17 protein-coding genes and 1 pseudogene are annotated in these 16,681 nt (G+C 69.3%); 8 read left to right on the plus strand and 10 right to left on the minus strand.

Annotated elements, in window-relative coordinates:
* Positions 1-19: 19 nt before the first annotated feature.
* The 3 genes from OSC30_RS08260 to OSC30_RS08270 all read right to left on the minus strand — a co-directional run bounded on the left by OSC30_RS08260 (position 20) and on the right by OSC30_RS08270 (position 2,511).
* On the minus strand, positions 20-907 hold the full coding sequence (locus OSC30_RS08260; protein ID WP_323374205.1) for a sensor histidine kinase: 888 nt from the start codon (positions 905-907) through the stop codon (positions 20-22).
* 115 nt (positions 908-1,022) lie between these two features.
* On the minus strand, positions 1,023-1,748 hold the full coding sequence (locus tag OSC30_RS08265; protein WP_267171374.1) for a response regulator transcription factor: 726 nt from the start codon (positions 1,746-1,748) through the stop codon (positions 1,023-1,025).
* 130 nt (positions 1,749-1,878) lie between these two features.
* Complete coding sequence (locus OSC30_RS08270) at positions 1,879-2,511, minus strand: arylesterase (RefSeq protein WP_267171375.1); 633 nt, start codon at positions 2,509-2,511, stop codon at positions 1,879-1,881.
* On the opposite strand from OSC30_RS08270, the gene OSC30_RS08275 reads away from it, so the two are divergent.
* The 5 genes from OSC30_RS08275 (at position 2,510) to OSC30_RS08295 (ending at position 7,879) form a co-directional block, all read left to right on the plus strand.
* A complete protein-coding gene (locus OSC30_RS08275) occupies positions 2,510-3,205 on the plus strand; it encodes an ABC transporter ATP-binding protein (RefSeq protein WP_267171376.1) in 696 nt (231 codons plus the stop codon). The genes OSC30_RS08270 and OSC30_RS08275 overlap by 2 nt on opposite strands.
* Before the next feature lie 160 nt (positions 3,206-3,365).
* A complete protein-coding gene (locus OSC30_RS08280; RefSeq protein ID WP_267171377.1) occupies positions 3,366-5,846 on the plus strand; it encodes an ABC transporter permease in 2,481 nt (826 codons plus the stop codon).
* A 41-nt stretch (positions 5,847-5,887) separates the two neighbouring features.
* Positions 5,888-6,100: a glycine zipper domain-containing protein gene (locus tag OSC30_RS08285; protein WP_267171378.1), complete on the plus strand. Its 213-nt coding sequence runs from the start codon at positions 5,888-5,890 to the stop codon at positions 6,098-6,100.
* Positions 6,101-6,129: 29 nt separating this feature from the next.
* Entirely contained in the window at positions 6,130-6,750 is a 621-nt protein-coding gene (locus OSC30_RS08290; RefSeq protein ID WP_267171379.1) for a glutathione S-transferase family protein, read from the plus strand.
* 19 nt (positions 6,751-6,769) lie between these two features.
* On the plus strand, positions 6,770-7,879 hold the full coding sequence (locus OSC30_RS08295) for an SLC13 family permease (protein ID WP_267171380.1): 1,110 nt from the start codon (positions 6,770-6,772) through the stop codon (positions 7,877-7,879).
* 285 nt (positions 7,880-8,164) lie between these two features.
* Here OSC30_RS08295 and OSC30_RS08300 read toward each other — a convergent pair whose 3' ends face one another.
* On the minus strand, positions 8,165-8,935 hold the full coding sequence (locus OSC30_RS08300; protein ID WP_267171381.1) for a DUF4097 family beta strand repeat-containing protein: 771 nt from the start codon (positions 8,933-8,935) through the stop codon (positions 8,165-8,167).
* A gap of 117 nt (positions 8,936-9,052) precedes the next feature.
* Between OSC30_RS08300 and OSC30_RS08305 the strand changes: the two genes are divergently transcribed.
* Positions 9,053-9,532 (plus strand): hypothetical protein, encoded by a 480-nt coding sequence (locus OSC30_RS08305; RefSeq protein WP_267171382.1) that lies wholly within the window; start codon positions 9,053-9,055, stop codon positions 9,530-9,532.
* A 294-nt stretch (positions 9,533-9,826) separates the two neighbouring features.
* Here the strand turns inward: OSC30_RS08305 and mazG are convergent, their stop codons facing one another.
* Genes mazG through OSC30_RS08330 form a run of 5 tightly spaced genes read right to left on the minus strand, consistent with a single transcriptional unit; the run spans position 9,827 to position 13,588 of the window.
* Positions 9,827-10,630: a nucleoside triphosphate pyrophosphohydrolase gene (gene mazG / locus OSC30_RS08310; protein ID WP_267171383.1), complete on the minus strand. Its 804-nt coding sequence runs from the start codon at positions 10,628-10,630 to the stop codon at positions 9,827-9,829.
* An 8-nt stretch (positions 10,631-10,638) separates the two neighbouring features.
* Complete coding sequence (gene cysQ / locus OSC30_RS08315; protein WP_267171384.1) at positions 10,639-11,463, minus strand: 3'(2'),5'-bisphosphate nucleotidase CysQ; 825 nt, start codon at positions 11,461-11,463, stop codon at positions 10,639-10,641.
* Positions 11,460-12,014, minus strand: a complete 555-nt coding sequence (gene nudE, locus OSC30_RS08320) for an ADP compounds hydrolase NudE (protein ID WP_267171385.1) — start codon at positions 12,012-12,014, stop codon at positions 11,460-11,462. Before nudE ends, cysQ begins: the two co-directional genes overlap by 4 nt.
* A 9-nt stretch (positions 12,015-12,023) precedes the next feature.
* A complete protein-coding gene (locus OSC30_RS08325) occupies positions 12,024-12,809 on the minus strand; it encodes an inositol monophosphatase family protein (RefSeq protein WP_267171386.1) in 786 nt (261 codons plus the stop codon).
* The gene (locus OSC30_RS08330; protein WP_267171387.1) at positions 12,806-13,588 is read right to left on the minus strand and encodes a type II secretion system protein N; all 783 of its coding nucleotides are present in this window, start codon (positions 13,586-13,588) and stop codon (positions 12,806-12,808) included. Before OSC30_RS08330 ends, OSC30_RS08325 begins: the two co-directional genes overlap by 4 nt.
* Before the next feature lie 339 nt (positions 13,589-13,927).
* Here OSC30_RS08330 and OSC30_RS08335 point away from each other — a divergent pair, with 339 nt between their 5' ends.
* Both OSC30_RS08335 and OSC30_RS08340 read left to right on the plus strand, forming a co-directional pair.
* A complete protein-coding gene (locus OSC30_RS08335) occupies positions 13,928-15,334 on the plus strand; it encodes an adenosylmethionine--8-amino-7-oxononanoate transaminase (protein ID WP_267171388.1) in 1,407 nt (468 codons plus the stop codon).
* A gap of 205 nt (positions 15,335-15,539) precedes the next feature.
* Entirely contained in the window at positions 15,540-16,274 is a 735-nt protein-coding gene (locus OSC30_RS08340) for a 16S rRNA (uracil(1498)-N(3))-methyltransferase (RefSeq protein ID WP_267171389.1), read from the plus strand.
* A 24-nt stretch (positions 16,275-16,298) separates the two neighbouring features.
* Here the strand turns inward: OSC30_RS08340 and OSC30_RS08345 are convergent.
* Positions 16,299-16,672: pseudogene (locus tag OSC30_RS08345) on the minus strand (type II toxin-antitoxin system PemK/MazF family toxin).
* Positions 16,673-16,681 lie beyond the last annotated feature (9 nt).

Genomic DNA, 16,681 nt, shown 5'->3' on the forward strand with positions numbered 1-16,681 from the left:
GGGGCATCGCGACGGGGCCTCAGGCGGGCAGGGTTTCCGGAAAGCGGATGCTGGCGATGTGTTCGCAGCCGTCGCGGGTCTGCAGTTCCAGCGGCCAGTGGAAGCGCTCGCTGATGCGCTGGGCGATGGCCAGTTCGAAGCCGTGGCGGTCGATCGCGGGCTCCTCGTCCACGCGGTTGGAAACCGCCACCGCGCCGGGCAGCACGGTGATCAGGATGGTGCCGTGGTCGGCCTGCTGGCTGGCGTTGCGCACCAGTTGCCAGCACAACACCATGAACACCCGCGGCGAGGCGCGCAGGGAGAAACGGGCCGGTTCCTCGAGCTTCAGGTCCACCGCGCGGCCTTCGAGCATTTGTTCCAGGTCGCCCATGCCCCGCTGCAGCACGTCGTTGACGACGAACTCCTCCTCGCCGGCGCCCACGTCCGATTCGCGCGCCAGGATCAGCAACGCCTCGATCAGCGCCTCCATTTCGCGCGTGGCGCGCTGGATGCGCTTGACCGAACGCACGCCGAACTTGCTCAGGTCCGACTCGTCCGAAAGCATGTCTGCCGACATCTTGATGACGGTCAGCGGGCTACGCAGCTCGTGGCTGGCATCGCGGGTGAAGTTGCGCTCGCGCAGGTTGTAGCTGGCGATGCGCGTGGCGAAGCCATGCAGGCCGCGCGCCAGCGACACGACGTCGGCATCGGTCTGGCCGGACAGCTGTGTGGGCGCCAATGCGTCCAGGTCGGGCTGCTCGTCCCACGCATCGACCACGCGCGCGAGCCTGCCGACCGACCGCCATTCGCGACGGGCCGCCAGCCAGGCCAGGATGCTGATGATGGCAAGCAGCACCACGACCGCGACCGGTGGCGCCACGTCGAACAGCCCCAGCAAGACGCCGATGATCACGCCGAGCAGCTGCAAGCCAAAGATCAGCGCAAGCCGGCGATGGAACCCACCTGCCCGTCTCCGCGCTTCGCCCTGCTCCTGTGTCAGACCCCTGTCCATGCCTGTTGTAGCGATGTCCACCCCCGCTCGATCAGGCAGTGGCCGTCGCTACTTCCGTTTCCAGGTCGGCAAGGCGGTAGCCGGCCGAATGGATCGTATGCAGCAACGGACGTTCGAACGGCTTGTCGATCACCCGACGCAGGTTGTACAGGTGCGAGCGCAGGGTGTCGGAGTCGGGCAAGGTATCGCCCCAGATTTCCCGTTCGATGTCGCGCCGGCTGACCACGCGGGGCGATTCGCGCATCAGGATGGCGAGCAGCTTCAGGCCGATCGGCGAAACGGTCAGTTCCTGCCCGCCGCGGGTCAGCCGCAGCGTGGCGGTGTCCAGCGTCATGTCGCCGACGGTGAGCACCTCGGAGGACACCTGGCGGCGATCGCGGCGGATCAGCGCGCGCAGTCGCGCCTCCAGTTCGCGGACCTCGAAAGGCTTGACCAGGTAATCGTCGGCGCCGGCCTCCAGGCCGATCAGCTTGTCCTCGAGCGTGTCGCGCGCGGTCAGCATCAACACCGGGGTGGACTTCTTGGCGTCCTTGCGCAGCTTGCGACAGACGTCCAGACCGTCCATGCCAGGCAGCATCAGGTCCAGCACGAGCACGTCGTAGCTGTTTGATACGGCCAGGTGCAGACCGCTGACGCCGTCGGCGGCGTAATCCACCGAGTATCCCCGGCGCTCCAGGAATTCCCCCACCATTTCAGCAATTTGCCGATTGTCCTCGACCAGCAGGATCAAGCCGGACTGTTCGTCTCGCAAGCTCATGGTCCCTCCGTTGCGTGTGTTCACAAATGTGAAGAGCTAACGATCCCCGGGGTGACAGCAACGTGAATTTTTTAAGGCGCGATTCAGAACGTGCTCTGGTGCCCAGTCCGCTGCGCCCGCGTAAGCCGCTTCAATCGAGCAACGGCGCCAGTTTCGCCCACACGGTGGCAAACACCGCCGGCTCGCCCGCGGCCGTGGGATGCATGCCGTCATCCTGCATTCGCGTCGGATCCAGCGCCACGCCTTCGAGCAGGAACGGCACCAGCGCGGTGTGTTTGCTGCGCGCGAGGTCGGCGTATACGGCGCGCAGGCCGTCGCGGTAGCGCGGGCCGTAGTTCACCGGCAGCTCGATGCCCAGCAGCAGCACCTTGGCGTGCGCCTTTTGTGCCATGTCGACCATCGCCGCGAGATTGGCTTCCATCGCGTCCAGCGGCAGCCCGCGCAGGCCGTCGTTGGCGCCCAGTTCCAGCACCAGCACGGCCGGCTTGTAGGTTTCCAGCAAGGTAGGCAGGTGATGCCGCCCGCTCAGCGTGGTTTCGCCGCTGATGCTGGCATTGACCACCTGCCAGGGCGGCACCATGTTGCCAAGGCGTACTTTCAGCAGGTGCACCCAGCCCTCGTTTGCGGCGATGTTGTGTGCGGCGGAGAGCGAATCACCCAGCACCAGAACGGTTTTCGCGGGAGTGGCCTCGGGCACGGCCGCCTGCGCGGCGCCGCCCCATCCGATCCACAGCACGGCCAGCAAACCGAGGAGTCGATGCATGAGCGAATCTTCCTTACCTCTTCTGGAGGCCCGCGATGTTAGCAAGACGGTCCGCGGTCCCGAGGGAACGCTGGACATCCTCGCTGACGTGACTCTCGCGGTACATGCGGGCGAAAGCTTTGCCATCGTCGGCGCCTCCGGTTCGGGCAAGACCACCCTGCTCGGCCTGCTGGCCGGGCTGGATACGCCCACTACCGGCTCCGTGCGCCTCGACGGCCATGCGCTGGAAGCCATCGACGAGGAAGCCCGCGCCGACCTGCGCCGGCAGCTGGTCGGCTTCGTGTTCCAGTCCTTCCACCTGCTGCCCGCGCTCACCGCCGAGGAGAACGTGATGCTGCCGCTGGAGCTGGAGGGCCGCGACGACGCGCGCGCGCGGGCGCGCGAGGCGCTCACCGCGGTCGGCCTGGACACGCGCCGGCGACACTATCCGGCACAGCTTTCCGGCGGCGAGCAGCAGCGCGTGGCGATCGCACGCGCCTTCGTGCATGGTCCGCGCGTGCTGTTTGCTGACGAGCCGACCGGCAACCTTGACCAGCGCACCGGCCGCCACGTCGCCGACTTGCTGTTCGCGCTCAACCGCGACCATCGCACCACGCTGGTGCTGGTCACCCACGACGCCACCCTCGCCGCCCGCTGCGCGCGCGGCGTCGAGCTGATGGAAGGCCGCATCGCCGCGCCGGCTGCGATCACATGAGGTGCTCGGAAGAGATGTTGCAAATTTGCCGCAGCGCGCTCCCTCCCCTGCGCGCAGGGGAGGGTTGGGGAGGGGCGCTCTGGACTCGCCGAAAGAGCAACCCCCTCCCAACCTCCCCCTGCAAGCAGGGGGAGGGGCGTTACGGCATCGGAGTCGTCGCATGAAGCTGCTCCGCCTTGCCCTGCGCACCCTGCGCCGCGAATGGCACCTGCCCGAACTGCGCACGCTCGCCGCCTCCCTGCTGCTGGCCGTGGTGGCGCTGGGCGTGGTGGCCACGCTCGCCAGCCGCGTCGAAGGCGGGCTGGTCGCCAGCGCGGCCGAGCTGATCGGCGGCGACGCCGGCGTGTCCGCGCCACAGGCGTTGCCCCAGCCCTACCTCGACGAAGCCCGCCAGCGCGACCTGACGGTAACGCGCAGCGCCGGCTTTCCCAGCGTGGCCTTCGCCGGCGAGCGCGGGCAATTGCTGGACGTCGATGCGACCGATGCCGCCTGGCCCTTGCGTGGCGCACTGGAACTGGCCGCGCACGGCGTCACCTCTGCGGGCCACGGCCCAGCCCCCGGCACGATGTATCTGGACCACCGCGCGATGGTCGCGCTGGGCCTGGCCGTGGGCGACCACGTGCAGCTGGGCGGCCTGGACCTGGCCGTTGCCGCGGAACTCGTCAGCCAGCCCGACGGCGGCCAGCTGGTGGCGATGGCGCCGCGCGCGTTGATGAACCTGGCCGATGCGCAGCGCGCCGGACTGCTCGGCGTGGGCAGCCGCGCACGTCATCGCCTGCTGGTTGCCGGCGCCCCCGCGGCAGTACGCGACTGGCTCGCCTGGGCGAAGGCACAGGCGCTGCCGCAGGGCGCCGAGCTCATCACGCCCGCCAAGACCCAGCAACGCATGCGCAACGCGTTCGACCGGGCCGGCTCGTTCCTGCGCCTGACCGCGCTGCTGTCGGCACTGCTCGCCGGCGTGGCGATCGCCCTGGCCGCGCAACGCTACGCGCGGCGCAAGACGCCGGAGATTGCCCTGTTGCGCGCGCTGGGCACCGCGCGCACCCGCGTATTCGGCTTGCTGCTGGCGACCCTGGGCGCGCTCGCGCTGCCGACCCTGCTGCTCGGGGTGCTGGTTGCCTGGGGCCTGGCCGAAGGCGCCTGGCAGCTGGCCGGTGCGGCCTTCGTGCACGTGCCGACCGCGCTGCCCCTGCTGCCGGCGCTGGGTGCCGCGGCCATGGGGTTGGCCGTGCTCGCCGGCTTCGCGTTGCCGCCGCTGGCGCGTCTGGCCGAGGTGCCGCCAGTGGCCGTTTTCCGCGCCAGCATGGCCCGCCGCGTGCGCCGGGTGGACGTGCTCTACCTGGTGCCGGCGCTGGTCGCGGTGGCGCTGCTATGGAACCAGAGCGGTTCGGCCAAATTGGCGATCATTCTCGCGGTGAGCCTGTCCGTGGTGGCGGTGCTGGCCGCGCTGCTCGCGCTGCTGCTGCTGTGGTTCGCCCGGCGCATTGCGCCCGGCGCGCACCCGGCGTTGCGGCTGGGCCTGGCCGCGCTGGCACGCCGGCGGACCTTGAGCACGGTACAGGCCACCGCGCTCAGCCTGGGGCTGGTCGCACTGCTGCTGCTCGCGGTGGTCGCGCCGGCGCTGCTGGAAGGTTGGCGTCGCGAACTGCCGCCGGATACCCCCAACTGGTTCGTGCTCAACCTGCAGGATGACCAGCGGACGGATTTCACCGATCGGCTCGAAAAACTGGGCGCGCAGCAACTGAACATGCTGCCGCTGGCGGTGGGCAAGCTCACCGCGATCAACGGTACGCCGGTCGACCAGTTGCACTTCGCCGACCCGGGCGCGGCCAGATGGGCCGACCGGCAGTTGCGGCTGTCCTGGACCGGCACGCTGCCGCCGTCGAACAAGGTGGTCGCCGGCCATTGGGCGGGCGCCACGCCGGCCCGCGCGGAAGTCTCGGTGGACACCTCGTGGCGCGACATGTTTGGCCTGAAGATCGGCGACCGCATGCGCTTCGACGTCGGCGAAGGCTCGCTGGAAGCCACCGTGGCCAGCGTGCGGGAGGTCGACTGGAGTTCGTTCCGGGTCAATTTCTTCCTGTTGCTGGATCCCGCCCACGCGGGGTCGCTGCCGCACACCTGGCTGGCCAGCTTCTACCTGCCGCACGGCCACGCGCAGGCATTGGCGGAGGTCTCGCGCGACTACGGCAACCTGAGCCTGGTTGACGTGGATGCGCTGCTCGATCGCGTGCGCGAGATCGTCGATCAGGTCGGCGGCGCGGTGCGCTGGGTGCTCGGCTTCAGCCTGCTGGCCGGGGCGCTGGTGCTGGCCGCGGCGCTCGCCACCAGCGCCGCCGAGCGCCGGCATGAGGCGGCCCTGCTGCGCACCCTGGGCGCGCGCCGCGGTCAACTGCGGCTGGCAGCGGCGTGCGAGTTCGCGCTGCTCGGCCTGATCGCCGGCCTTACCGCCGCGCTGGGGGCTTTTGGCGCCGGTTGGTGGCTGGCACGCGGGGTGTTCCGCCTGGACGACTTCGTGCCACCGCTGGGGCCATTGCTGGGCGGGGCGCTGCTGGCCGCCGTCGTGATCATGTTGCTGGGCCTGGCGGGCACCCGCAAGGTCACCCGCACCTCGCCGATGCGATTGTTGCGGGAGGGGTGAGGCTGGCCCAGACTCGACAGACTGCCACCCCGGAGCACGCCATGAGCGACGAACGCGAACCGACCCGCAAGTCACGCCCCGGCATGGGCGTGGGCATCGCGCTGGGCGTGGCCATCGGTGGTGGGCTCGGCGTGGTCATGCACGACATACCGATGGGTGTCGGCCTCGGCATGGCAATCGGCATTGCGCTCGGCATCGCCTTGCAGGGCCGCAACGCGCGCTGCCGCAAGCGCGACGAGCCGCCGCAAGCGTGATCTCGGGAATCACCCACGGAGAACGGCCGATGTATACGCTTTACTACGCCCCCGGCGCCGCCAGCATGGTGGTGCACCTGGCCTTGCTCGAGACCGGCGCGCCGCATGAGCTCAAGCGGGTCGATCTCGATGCCGGCGCGCAACGCGACCCTGAGTACCTGAAGCTCAACCCGCGCGGCGTCGTGCCCACGCTGGTGGTGGATGGCCAGCCATTGGCCGAATCGGCCGCGCTGCTGATACTGCTGGCCGAGCGGCACCCGGAGGCCTCGCTGGCGCCACCGCCGGGCACGCCGGAACGCGCCGCCTGGTACCAGTGGGTGGTCTATCTCAGCAACACGCTGATGTCCGCCTTCCGGCTCTGGTTCTATCCGCAGGACGTGGGCGACACGCCGGCCGTGCGCGAGGCGGTGCAACGCAGGATCGAAGGCGTGTGGGAGCTGCTCGACGCGCAACTGGCCACTCATGGGCCCTATCTGCTGGGCGAGCGGTTCTCCGGCGCCGATCTGTTGCTGACCATGCTGATGCGCTGGTCGCGCAACATGCCGCGCCCGGCCACCGAGTGGGCCGCGCTCGCGCGGCTGGCCGAGCGGGTGCGTGCGCGGCCGAGCTGGCAACGGTTGTACGAAGTCGAAGGCCTGCACGAATGGTAGCCCGGCCGCACCACTACCGATGACCGCACGCCGCTGGCTGGCATGGCTCCGGGCGGAGTGGCTGCTGCTCGCTTTCGCCCTGCTGGCGGCGGTGCTGGCGCTCGCCGACCCGCAACCCGCAGCTGCCTGGGGACGCTGGTTGCAGGGACCGACGCTGGCGGGATTGGCCGGCCTGCTGATCGCGATCCAGGGCATTCGCGACAGCGCGCTGGTGCAGCACGCCGCCGCGATGCTGGCGGCGCGCACGCATTCGCTGCGTACGCTCGGATTGCTGCTGGTGGCCGCCGCCGCGGTGCTCTCGATGGTGCTGACCAACGATGTCAGCCTGTTCGTGCTGGTGCCGCTGACGGTGGCGATCGGCAGCGTGTCCAACCTGCCGGTGCTGCGCATGGTGGTGCTGGAAGCGTTGGCGGTGAACGCAGGCTCGACGCTGAGCCCGATCGGCAATCCGCAGAACCTGCTGTTATGGCAGCACGGGCAGCTGTCGTTCCTGGGCTTCGCCTGGGCGATGCTGCCAGCCGCCGCGGTGATGTTCGCGCTGGTGGCCGCGCTGGCCTGGGCATGGCTGCCGCGCGACCGGGTGACGCTGGCGACGGAAGCGCTGGACCACGGCGCGGTGGCCGGCGGCCTGGCGACTTTCTCGCTGGCGGCGTTGCTCGCGATGGTGTTGCTGATGGAGTACGGTCACGCCGCGTTCGGCGCGGGCGTCTTGCTCGTGATATTCGCGCTGGCCTCGCCGCGCAGCCTGGCGCGGGTGGACTGGCTGCTGTTGCTGACTTTTGCCGCGATCTTCCTGGGGCTGGGCCACCTGGCCGAGTTGCCGCAAGTGCGCGCGGCACTGGATCGGCTGGACTTCAGCCAGCCGCTCACGCTTTACCTGGCCGGCATCGCGGCTTCGCAGTTGATCAGCAACGTGCCGGCGACGGTGTTGCTGCTGGAGCGGGCGAGCGATCCCATCGCGTTGGCGGTGGCGGTCAACGTGGGTGGTTTCGGGCTGGCGATCGGCTCGCTGGCCAACCTGATCGCGCTGCGGCTGGCACGCCAGCCGCACGGCTTGCGCGCGTTGCATCGGGTGTCGATCCCGTTCCTGCTGGTGTGCGCGCCGCTGGTGTACCTCATCTGGCGATGACTGGGGTGATCGCTCACCGCAACGCCCGGCGTAGGGTGGGCTTCAGCCCACCACCGATCCCGCCGGCAAGGTTGATGGTGGGCTGAAGCCACCCTACTCGTCGTGCGGCTAGTGGTTGCCAGCAGTCGTCATTCGATCCCGGTATACCTCACCTGGCGATGGCTGGGGTTATCGCTCACCGCAACGCTCGGCGTAGGGTGGGCTTCAGCCCACCACCGATCCCGCCGGCAAGGTTGATGGTGGGCTGAAGCCCACCCTACGCCGCGACGCGGACGGTGGCCGCTGTCAGTCGTCGTCGCGCGGTACCTGCACCTTGCCCTTGACCCCGTCGTGACTCACGTCGCCGCTGCCCTTGGCACCCAGGCTGAGGTCTCCGCCGACGCCGTCCACATTCAGGTCACCCGAGCCGAGCGTGTCGGCGTGCACGCTGCCGCGCACGTCGCGCAGAGTCACGTCGCCCGAGCCGATACTGCCGACCCGCGCATCGCCATCCACGCCGGTGGCGGTGAGATCGCCCGAACCCACCGAGCCGACCTGCAGGCTGCCAACCTGGTGCGCCTCGACGTCGCCCGAGCCCACGCTGGTGGCGAAGCGGCCAGCCACGTTGCGCACCTGCAGGTCACCGGAACCGACGTGGCTGTCCAGTTCGCGCACGTCACTGACCTCGGCGTCGCCCGAGCCGACCTCCACCGTCAGCGGCAGGTTGGCCGGCAACTGCACGGCTACCTCCAGGTCGGTTTCGCCACCGCCGAAAAGATGGAAGCCGCCACGGCCGCCGCCGAGTTCGAGGATCAACTGGTCGCCTTCGCGCCGCTGGGTGACGGTCAGGTCATCCAGCCGGTCGCGGTCGGAGGCGCAGGCGCGACCGTGCAGGTCGAGCTTGCGCGCGTCGGCGCGGCCGGTCACGTGCAGGTCGAAGCTGTGGACCTCGATCTGCACCGCGCGGACGCCGGCCAGGTCCAGGCTCATGTTGCGGGGTGCCTCGAAGGCACAGCGATCGGCGGCATGGCCGACAAGCGGCGCGAGCAGCAGCAGGGAGGCGAGCATGAGGCGCATGAGGGAACTCCGCGTAGATGAACGACAAGCCTGAGATGCACGCGGGGCGCAAAAGGTTGCGTCAACCGGCCCCCATGGGGCGCGTTTTTTCAGTCACCGACCCGATGGAGTGCCTCCATGTCACGTTTCACCCTGCTCGCCCCCGCCCTCGCCCTGCTGCTCGCCAGCCCACTGGCCCTGTCGCAGGACGCCCAAGCCGCGCGGCCGGCGCCCACTCCGCACGCCCGCACGCTGCCGGCGCCCGACCACGCCCCGATGCATCACCGCATGCATCGGATGCACATGGAACATGGACGCGGCATGGGCGCCATGTCCGACCTGCACGCGCTGGAGCGGCTGTACCGCAAAGCCGGCCGCGAGAAGGAGCTGGCCGGTATCTACAACGAAGTGCTGGCCAAGTCACAGGACACTCGCCTGCGCACCTACGCCTACCACCGTCTCGCCCGCCTGCAGGCGCAGCCGGCCGACGTCGATCAGGCTATCGCCACGCTGCGCAAGAGCCTGTCGGAGAACCTCGCCAACGAGGCGAAGATGCGCGCTGAGCGCGAGCGCATGCGGGCGCAATGGCAGCAGCGCAAGGCGGCGACCGCGAAGTAGGCTCCATCGCGGGATACGGAAGGCGAAAATCCATCTCCGTATCCTTGGTGGACTGCCCTTCGACTTCGGTCCTGCGGACCTACGCTCAGGGCGAACGGTGTTTCAGCTGTCCCTTGCCCGGGTAATCTGCCCTTCGCCCCCGGTCCTGCACTCAGGACTTGCAGGAGCCCACTTGTGGGCGATGCTCTGCGGTCATTGGAACCGCGGCATCGCCCGCAAGCGCGGTAGCCGTAGGGTGGGCTTCAGCCCACCATCCACTTTGCCTGGACGGCCGATGGTGGGCTGAAGCCCACCCTACGGGAGTTCGTCCAGCTTGGCCTGCCGCCAGAGGGCTTCCTGCTCCGCCAGGCTCTGTTCGGCAAGCGGGCGGCCTTGCGCGGCAGCGAGCGTTTCCATGGTGCGGAACCGCCGTTCGAACTTCGCGTTGGCACGCCGCAAGGCGCGCGAGAAGTCCACGCCCGCATGGCGCGCGAGATTGGCGGTCACGAACAACACGTCGCCCAGTTCATCCTCCAGGCGATCGACATCGGCGCCATGCTCGAACTCGACGCGGACTTCATCGACCTCCTCGGCCAGCTTGTCCAGCATCGGGCCGGCTTCGCGCCATTCGAACCCCACGCTGGCGGCGCGCTGCTGCAGCTTGGTCGCGCGCTTCCACTCCGGCAGGCCGCGAGAGACCCCGGCCAGTGCACTGGCATCGGGTGCCTCGCCGCGGCGGGCGCGTTCGGCCGCCTTGATCGCTTCCCAGGCGCGGGTCTGCGCCTCGACGTTCTCGTAGCTCTCGTCGCCGAAGACGTGCGGATGACGCCGACGCATCTTGTCGGCGATCGCGTGGGCGACGTCGCGGAAATCGAACAGGCCCCGCTCGTTGGCCATCTGCGCGTGGAAGACCACCTGCAGCAGCAGGTCGCCGAGTTCATCGCGCAGGTCGTCGAAATCGCCGCGGTCGATCGCGTCGGCGACTTCGTAAGCCTCCTCGATGGTGTAGGACGCGATCGAGGCGAAGTCCTGCTGCACGTCCCATGGGCATCCGCCTTCCGGGTCGCGCAGGCGCACCATGATCGCCAGCAGGTCATCGAGCGTGTAGCGCTCCGTCATCGGCGCGCTCAGGCCGGCCTCGCCTTGCCCAGCCGTGCCTTCCAGTCCACCGCCGGGTCGCCGACCGCCAGGAATTCCGGATTGAGCACCGACTCCTTGGTGTTGTAGCGCAGCGGTTCGCCCGACAGATCCAGCACCGCCCCACCGGCCTGCTCGAGCACGCACTGGGCGGCGGCGGTATCCCATTCGCTGGTGGGCCCCAGCCGCAGGTAGAGATCGGCCACCGCGCGAGCCATCAGGCAGAACTTGAGCGACGAGCCCATCGGGAACGGCTGGTAGGCGGTGCCCAGCAGCGCATCGAGAAACGCGTGCGTGTCGCTTCCGTGCGAGCGGCTGCCGGCCACCACGGCCGGATCGGCCAGCGTGCGCGTGCCGATGGGCTGCCACTGCCCGCCGGCGTGCTGCTGCAGCCAGGCACCCTGGCCGTCGGCGGCGGCATACAGCTCGCCGGTGACCGGTGCCAGCACCACGCCGAGCACCGGCCGATGGTTTTCGATCAGCGCAATGTTGACGGTGAACTCGCCGTTGCGCTTGACGAACTCGCGGGTGCCGTCGAGCGGATCGACCAGCCAGTAGCGCGACCAAGTCTGGCGCTGCTCCCACGGGGCGGCGCGCGCCTCCTCCGAGAGCACCGGCACGTCCGGCGCGATGCGGGCCAGTCCGGCGGCGATCACGCGCTGCGCGGCCAGGTCGGCGGCGGTCAGCGGCGAGGCGTCGTCCTTGTGCTCGACCGTGAATTCGTCGCGGTAGATCGCCAGGATCGCCGCGCCGGCCTCGCGCGTGATTTCGCATACCTGGGCCAGCAGGCCGCTTTCGGGGGCAGCGCCGCTCATGGCTGGAACCGCCCGGCGAGATATTCGCGCGCCATGAACAGCGCCGCGATCGAGCGCCCTTCGGTCACGTCGTCACGGCCGACCAGGGTATGCAATTCGGAAAGCTTCCATGGCACCACGTCCAGCTCCTCGGGTTCGTCGCCTTGCAGGCGTTCGGGGTAAAGATCCTGCGCCAGCACCACGTGCGCCATGTGCGTCATGTAGCCGGGCGAAAGCGACAGGTTGTGGAGAATCTTCAGCCGGTTCGCGCCGTAGCCGACTTCTTCCTTCAGCTCGCGATTGGCACCCTGCTCGGCGGTTTCGTCCTGGTCGAGCCGGCCCTTGGGCAGCGAGAGCTCGTAGCGGCCCACGCCGGCGCCGTATTCGCGGATCAGCAGCACGGTGTCGTCGTCGAGCATCGGCACGATGATCACCGCGCCCAGCCCGCTGGCACGCAACCGCTCGTAGGTGCGGCGCTCGCCGTTGGAAAATTCCAGGTCCAGTTGCTCGACGCGCAGGAAGCGGCTGTCGACGCATTCGCGGGTGGCGTGGATGATCGGTGGCTTGCGCATCCGGCGATTCTAGCCGGATCGAATGTCACGCAGCCGTTCAAGCGCCTGGGCATGGATGGCCGGGACGCCGGCCAACACGCTGGTGGTGTCGAGCGTGGGCGGCTTTCCATCCAGATCGGTAAAGACGCCGCCGGCCTCGCGCACGATCACCGCCAACGCCGCGATGTCCAGGATGTTCACATCCGACTCGATCACCAGGTCCAGCCCGCCACGCGCGAGCAGGTGGTAATGGCAGAAGTCGCCGTAGCCGCGGATCCGGCTGGTGTCGCGGATCAGCGCGCCCAGCGCATCCCAGCGCGCGTCGGCGGTCAGCGTCCTGACGTTGCCGATGGAAAGCGACGCCTGCGCCATCGCGCCGGTGGGCGCCACCCGCACGCGCTCGCCGTCGAGCCAGGCGCCGGCGCCGCGCCGCGCCCACATCGTCTCGCCATAGACCGGTGCGCTGGAGACACCCAGCACCAGCTCCCCGCGGTCCATCAGCGCGATCTGCGTGGAGAAAAACGGCGTGCCGCGTACGAAGCTCTTGGTGCCGTCGAGCGGGTCGACCAGCCACAGCAAGCCGTCGTGCGCGCCTTCGAGCCCATACTCCTCGCCGAAGATCGCCGCCTGCGGCAAGGCTTTCGAAAGCACCGCGCGGATCGCCTGTTCGGCCTCGCGGTCGGCGACCGTGACCGGCGTGGCATCGGCCTTCCATTCGACCGCCACGCCGCGGGTCCAGTAGTGGCGGATGATCTCCGCGGCGGCGGCGGCGGCCTCGCGTGCGGCGGACAAGGCAAGCCCGGCGTCGTAGTTCATCGGCTGGCTTCCGGGTCAGGCGCGGCGAGTCCGCCGCGACGATGCAGGTGGATCGCGCCGTCGGCATCGGGCTGTCCGAGCCGCGCCAGCCAGCGGCGCAGTGCCGGGTCGGCAGTGCGTGGTTGCAGCAGCAGATCCAGACGCCAGCCGAGCGGGCTGGCCTGCCATTGCCCCTGCACATGCAGCGGCCCGTCGCCGTCGTCGCGCAAGTGGCCGCGCAGGACACCGCTGGCGCCGTCCAGGTCCATGGCCAGATCACCGAGCGCGACACGTCCAGCCTGCGTCTGCATGCCGGCGTTGCGCCAGTGCGCCTGGCCTTCGAGTTCGACCGGCCAGTTGCCCTGCAGTAGGGCGCGTTGCAGCGTCACGGTCAGCTCGCCTTGCGGAGCGCCGAGCGAGGCGTCGAGCACGGACGTCCACGCCGCCAGCGGCACGTCGAGCGTGACATCGCTCCAGGCCGGACGGCCTTGCGCGTCCCGCTGCAGGTGGCCACGGGCGGTGACCTTCGGTCCGGTGAAATCGAGCTGCAGATCCAGCCGTCCCCACAACGCGCTGCGCGAGAGCTGCCACTGCACCCGACCCAACAGACGGCCGTCCGGCCCCCGCACGCGATCGGCCGCTCCGTTCCAGGCCAGGCCATGCACGCCTTCGAGCTTCAGCCCGCGCAACCGCTGTTGTGCGAACGGCGCCACCCAGCGCGCCGGCAGGAACAGCACGAGCAACGCGAGGAGCAGCAACAGGACGGCGAGGGTCAACCAGGCGGCGCGCGATCGTTTCACGTCGATCCTTGGGGAATGCTGCGATCCATTCTACGCAGGCGGCCTGGGTGCCGCCTGTGTGTGACGAGGCCGCGCACCTAATGGCGGAGCTTGCGCTGGCGGGCGATGCCCTCCCGCCGTTGCGTGAGAGCGGCAAGACGGCATTCATGCTCCCTCCCCTGCTTGCAGGGGAGGGTTGGGGAGGGGTGCTCTTTGGCTCCGGCCGGGCAACCCCCTCCCAGCCTCCCCCTGCAAGCAGGGGGAGGAGCAACGGGCGATACGCGGCTACAGGAACCGGTGGCAACACGTGCGCAACAGCGTCAACTTGAGCGTCCATGCCGCAAGGCCGATCATAGCCGGATGGATACCCCCTTCCCCGATGTACCGGCGCTCGCCGGCAACGCCGCGCTGGCCGCGCGCGACCTAAGGCACGTGTGGCACCCCTGCACGCAGATGCACGACCATGAGCGCATTCCGATGGTGCCGATCGTGCGCGGCGAAGGCGCCTGGTTGATCGACGCGGACGGGCGCCGCTACCTGGACGGCATCAGCTCCTGGTGGACCAACATCTTCGGCCACGGAAACCCGCGCCTGGCCGCCGCGCTGGCCGACCAGGCGGCACGGCTGGAGCACGTGATCTTCGCCGGTTTCACCCACGAACCGGCGATCGCGCTGGCCGAAGAGCTGGTGCGCATCACGCCGCCGGGGCTCGATCGCGTGTTCTACGCCGACAACGGCTCGGCGGCGGTCGAGGTGGCGCTCAAGATGAGCTTCCACTACTGGCTGAACCAGGGCCACGGCGAGAAGACCCGGTTCATCGCCCTGAGCGGCAGCTACCACGGCGAGACGCTGGGAGCCTTGTCGGTCAGCGACGTGGCGCTTTACCGAAAGACGTATGCGCCGCTGCTGCTGACGCCGATCCTGGCGCCGTCGCCGGATGCTCACGAAGGCGAGCCGGGCGAGTTGCCCGCACACGTGGCGGCGCGCCGGCTCGATGAGCTGCGCAGCATTCTGGAGCGCCACGCCCACGAAACCTGCGCGGTGATCGTCGAGCCGCTGGTGCAGTGCGCCGGTGGCATGCGCATGTATCACCCGGATTACCTGGCTGGACTGCGGCGGCTGTGCGACGAGTTCGATGTGCACTTCATCGCCGACGAGATCGCGGTGGGCTTCGGCCGAACCGGCACGCTGTTCGCCTGCGAGCAGGCCGGCGCCGAACCAGGGTCGGCGGCAGCCGGCGTGGCGCCGGACTTCATGTGCCTTTCCAAGGGACTGACCGGCGGCACCATGGCGCTGTCGGCCGTGCTCACGACCGAGTCGGTGTACGCCGCGTTCTACGCCGAGTACAACGCCGGCAAGGCGTTCCTGCACTCGCACAGCTACACCGGCAACCCGCTGGCCTGCCGCGTGGCGCTGGAGACGCTTGCGATCTTCCGCGAGGAACCGGTGCTGGAGCGCAACCGCGTGCTGGCCGCGCACCTGGCGCGGCGGCTCGCCCCGCTGCGCGAGCATCCCCACGTGGCCGACGTGCGCCAGACGGGCATGATCGCCGCCGTCGAGCTGGTGGCCGACAAGCGTACGCGCACGCCGTGGCCTTCGACCGAGCGCCGTGGCATGCGGGTCTACCTGCATGGGCTGCAGCACGAAGCGCTGCTGCGGCCGCTGGGTAACGTGGTGTATTTCATGCCACCGTACGTGGTCACGACCGACGAGATCGACCACCTGGTGGACGTGGCGCTCGCCGGCATCGAGCACGCGGTAGCCTGAACCCGCCTCGCCCCTGCAGGTAACCTCGAAAAACCCAGCTTTCGGCGACCACTGTAGGAGCCCACTTGTGGGCGATGCTTTTTTGGTGCGATCAGGCGTAAGAGCATCGCCCACAGGTGGGCTCCTGCAAAGCATCGCGCGAAAGGAAGTTATTCGAGGGTCCCTGTAGGAGCCCTACAAAGCCCGCACGCCGCCAGGATCTTCCATGCGTACCATCCGTATCCACGTCGACGCGCCGCTCTCGCCCGGCATCGAGTTGGGGCTGCCTGCCCAGGCCGGCGAGCACGTCACGCGCGTGCTACGTTTGGACGAGGGCGCGCCGCTGGTGCTGTTCCATGACGACGGCCACGACTATGCCGCGGTGATCACCCAGGTGGACAAGCGCGAGGTGCGCGTGCGCATCGAGGGCAAGCAGGCGGTCGCCAACGAATCGCCGCTGCCGCTCACGCTCGCCCAGGGCATCGCGCGTGGCGAGAAGATGGACCTGATCGTGCAGAAGGCCACCGAGCTCGGCGTCGCCTGCATCGTGCCGTTGATCACCGAACGCTCGGAGGTCCGGCTCGATCCGGCGCGGGCGCAGAAGCGGCTGGTGCACTGGCAGTCGGTGGCCGCCAGCGCCTGCGAACAGAGCGGCCGTGCCCGGCTGCCGACGATCCTGCCGGCGCAGCCGCTGGAAGGCTGGCTGGCCGGCCTCGCCCAGGATGGTGCGCAACGCCTGACGCTGTTGCCCGAAGGCAACCGGTCATTGCAGTCGCTTGCATTCGGACCGGCCGGCGGCCTGTTGGTGGTCGGGCCGGAAGGTGGCCTTGGCGAACGCGACATGGGCCCGCTACTGGCTGCCGGCTTTACCGGCCTGCGGCTTGGTCCGCGCGTCCTGCGCACGGAAACGGCCGGCCTGGCGGCGCTGGCGGCGTTGCAGGCGTTGTACGGGGATCTCTAAACCTGGCGGTCGAACGCGGACTGCTCAGCGACCGCGCAGGAAAGCCGCCTGCTGGAAACGCAGGCCGGCCAGGATCTGCTCCACGCGCGCCGTGGACAGCGCACCGACGGACTGACCCAGGCCGCCCTTGCCGACGGCGCTGATCTGCGAGACCACCACCACGCTCTGCTTCGGCAGCCCGCCCTCGCCCGCGTCCAGCAATACGTTGCCGGGCTCGGCCGCGTGCTTGAGGTTGGACTCAGCGCGCAGACGATCGCCGATTCGATGCGCGAACGGTTGAACACGTTGTCCTGCACCACGACATGCGGATGCGCCACGCCGGGCATGCTGCCAGGGGCCGGGTCGGGCGCAATCCAATGGATGTCGCCACGCCGGATATTGCGGAAGAGCCGTGCCATGACGGCCGA

The sequence above is a fragment of the Frateuria hangzhouensis genome, from assembly GCF_026410505.1.
Classification (GTDB): Bacteria; Pseudomonadota; Gammaproteobacteria; order Xanthomonadales; family Rhodanobacteraceae; genus Frateuria_A; species Frateuria_A hangzhouensis.

Excerpts from the sequence above, each read along its gene's own strand:
- mazG (WP_267171383.1), bottom strand. The coding sequence starts at position 10,630 with ATGACGGAGCGCTACACGCTCGATGACCTGCTGGCGATCATGGTGCGC.
- OSC30_RS08300 (WP_267171381.1), bottom strand. The coding sequence starts at position 8,935 with ATGCGCCTCATGCTCGCCTCCCTGCTGCTGCTCGCGCCGCTTGTCGGC.
- nudE (WP_267171385.1), bottom strand. The coding sequence starts at position 12,014 with ATGCGCAAGCCACCGATCATCCACGCCACCCGCGAATGCGTCGACAGC.
- OSC30_RS08295 (WP_267171380.1), top strand. The coding sequence starts at position 6,770 with ATGACCGCACGCCGCTGGCTGGCATGGCTCCGGGCGGAGTGGCTGCTG.
- OSC30_RS08290 (WP_267171379.1), top strand. The coding sequence starts at position 6,130 with ATGTATACGCTTTACTACGCCCCCGGCGCCGCCAGCATGGTGGTGCAC.
- OSC30_RS08275 (WP_267171376.1), top strand. The coding sequence starts at position 2,510 with ATGAGCGAATCTTCCTTACCTCTTCTGGAGGCCCGCGATGTTAGCAAG.
- OSC30_RS08340 (WP_267171389.1), top strand. The coding sequence starts at position 15,540 with ATGCGTACCATCCGTATCCACGTCGACGCGCCGCTCTCGCCCGGCATC.
- OSC30_RS08335 (WP_267171388.1), top strand. The coding sequence starts at position 13,928 with ATGGATACCCCCTTCCCCGATGTACCGGCGCTCGCCGGCAACGCCGCG.
- cysQ (WP_267171384.1), bottom strand. The coding sequence starts at position 11,463 with ATGAGCGGCGCTGCCCCCGAAAGCGGCCTGCTGGCCCAGGTATGCGAA.
- OSC30_RS08325 (WP_267171386.1), bottom strand. The coding sequence starts at position 12,809 with ATGAACTACGACGCCGGGCTTGCCTTGTCCGCCGCACGCGAGGCCGCC.
- OSC30_RS08270 (WP_267171375.1), bottom strand. The coding sequence starts at position 2,511 with ATGCATCGACTCCTCGGTTTGCTGGCCGTGCTGTGGATCGGATGGGGC.
- OSC30_RS08285 (WP_267171378.1), top strand. The coding sequence starts at position 5,888 with ATGAGCGACGAACGCGAACCGACCCGCAAGTCACGCCCCGGCATGGGC.
- OSC30_RS08265 (WP_267171374.1), bottom strand. The coding sequence starts at position 1,748 with ATGAGCTTGCGAGACGAACAGTCCGGCTTGATCCTGCTGGTCGAGGAC.
- OSC30_RS08305 (WP_267171382.1), top strand. The coding sequence starts at position 9,053 with ATGTCACGTTTCACCCTGCTCGCCCCCGCCCTCGCCCTGCTGCTCGCC.
- OSC30_RS08280 (WP_267171377.1), top strand. The coding sequence starts at position 3,366 with ATGAAGCTGCTCCGCCTTGCCCTGCGCACCCTGCGCCGCGAATGGCAC.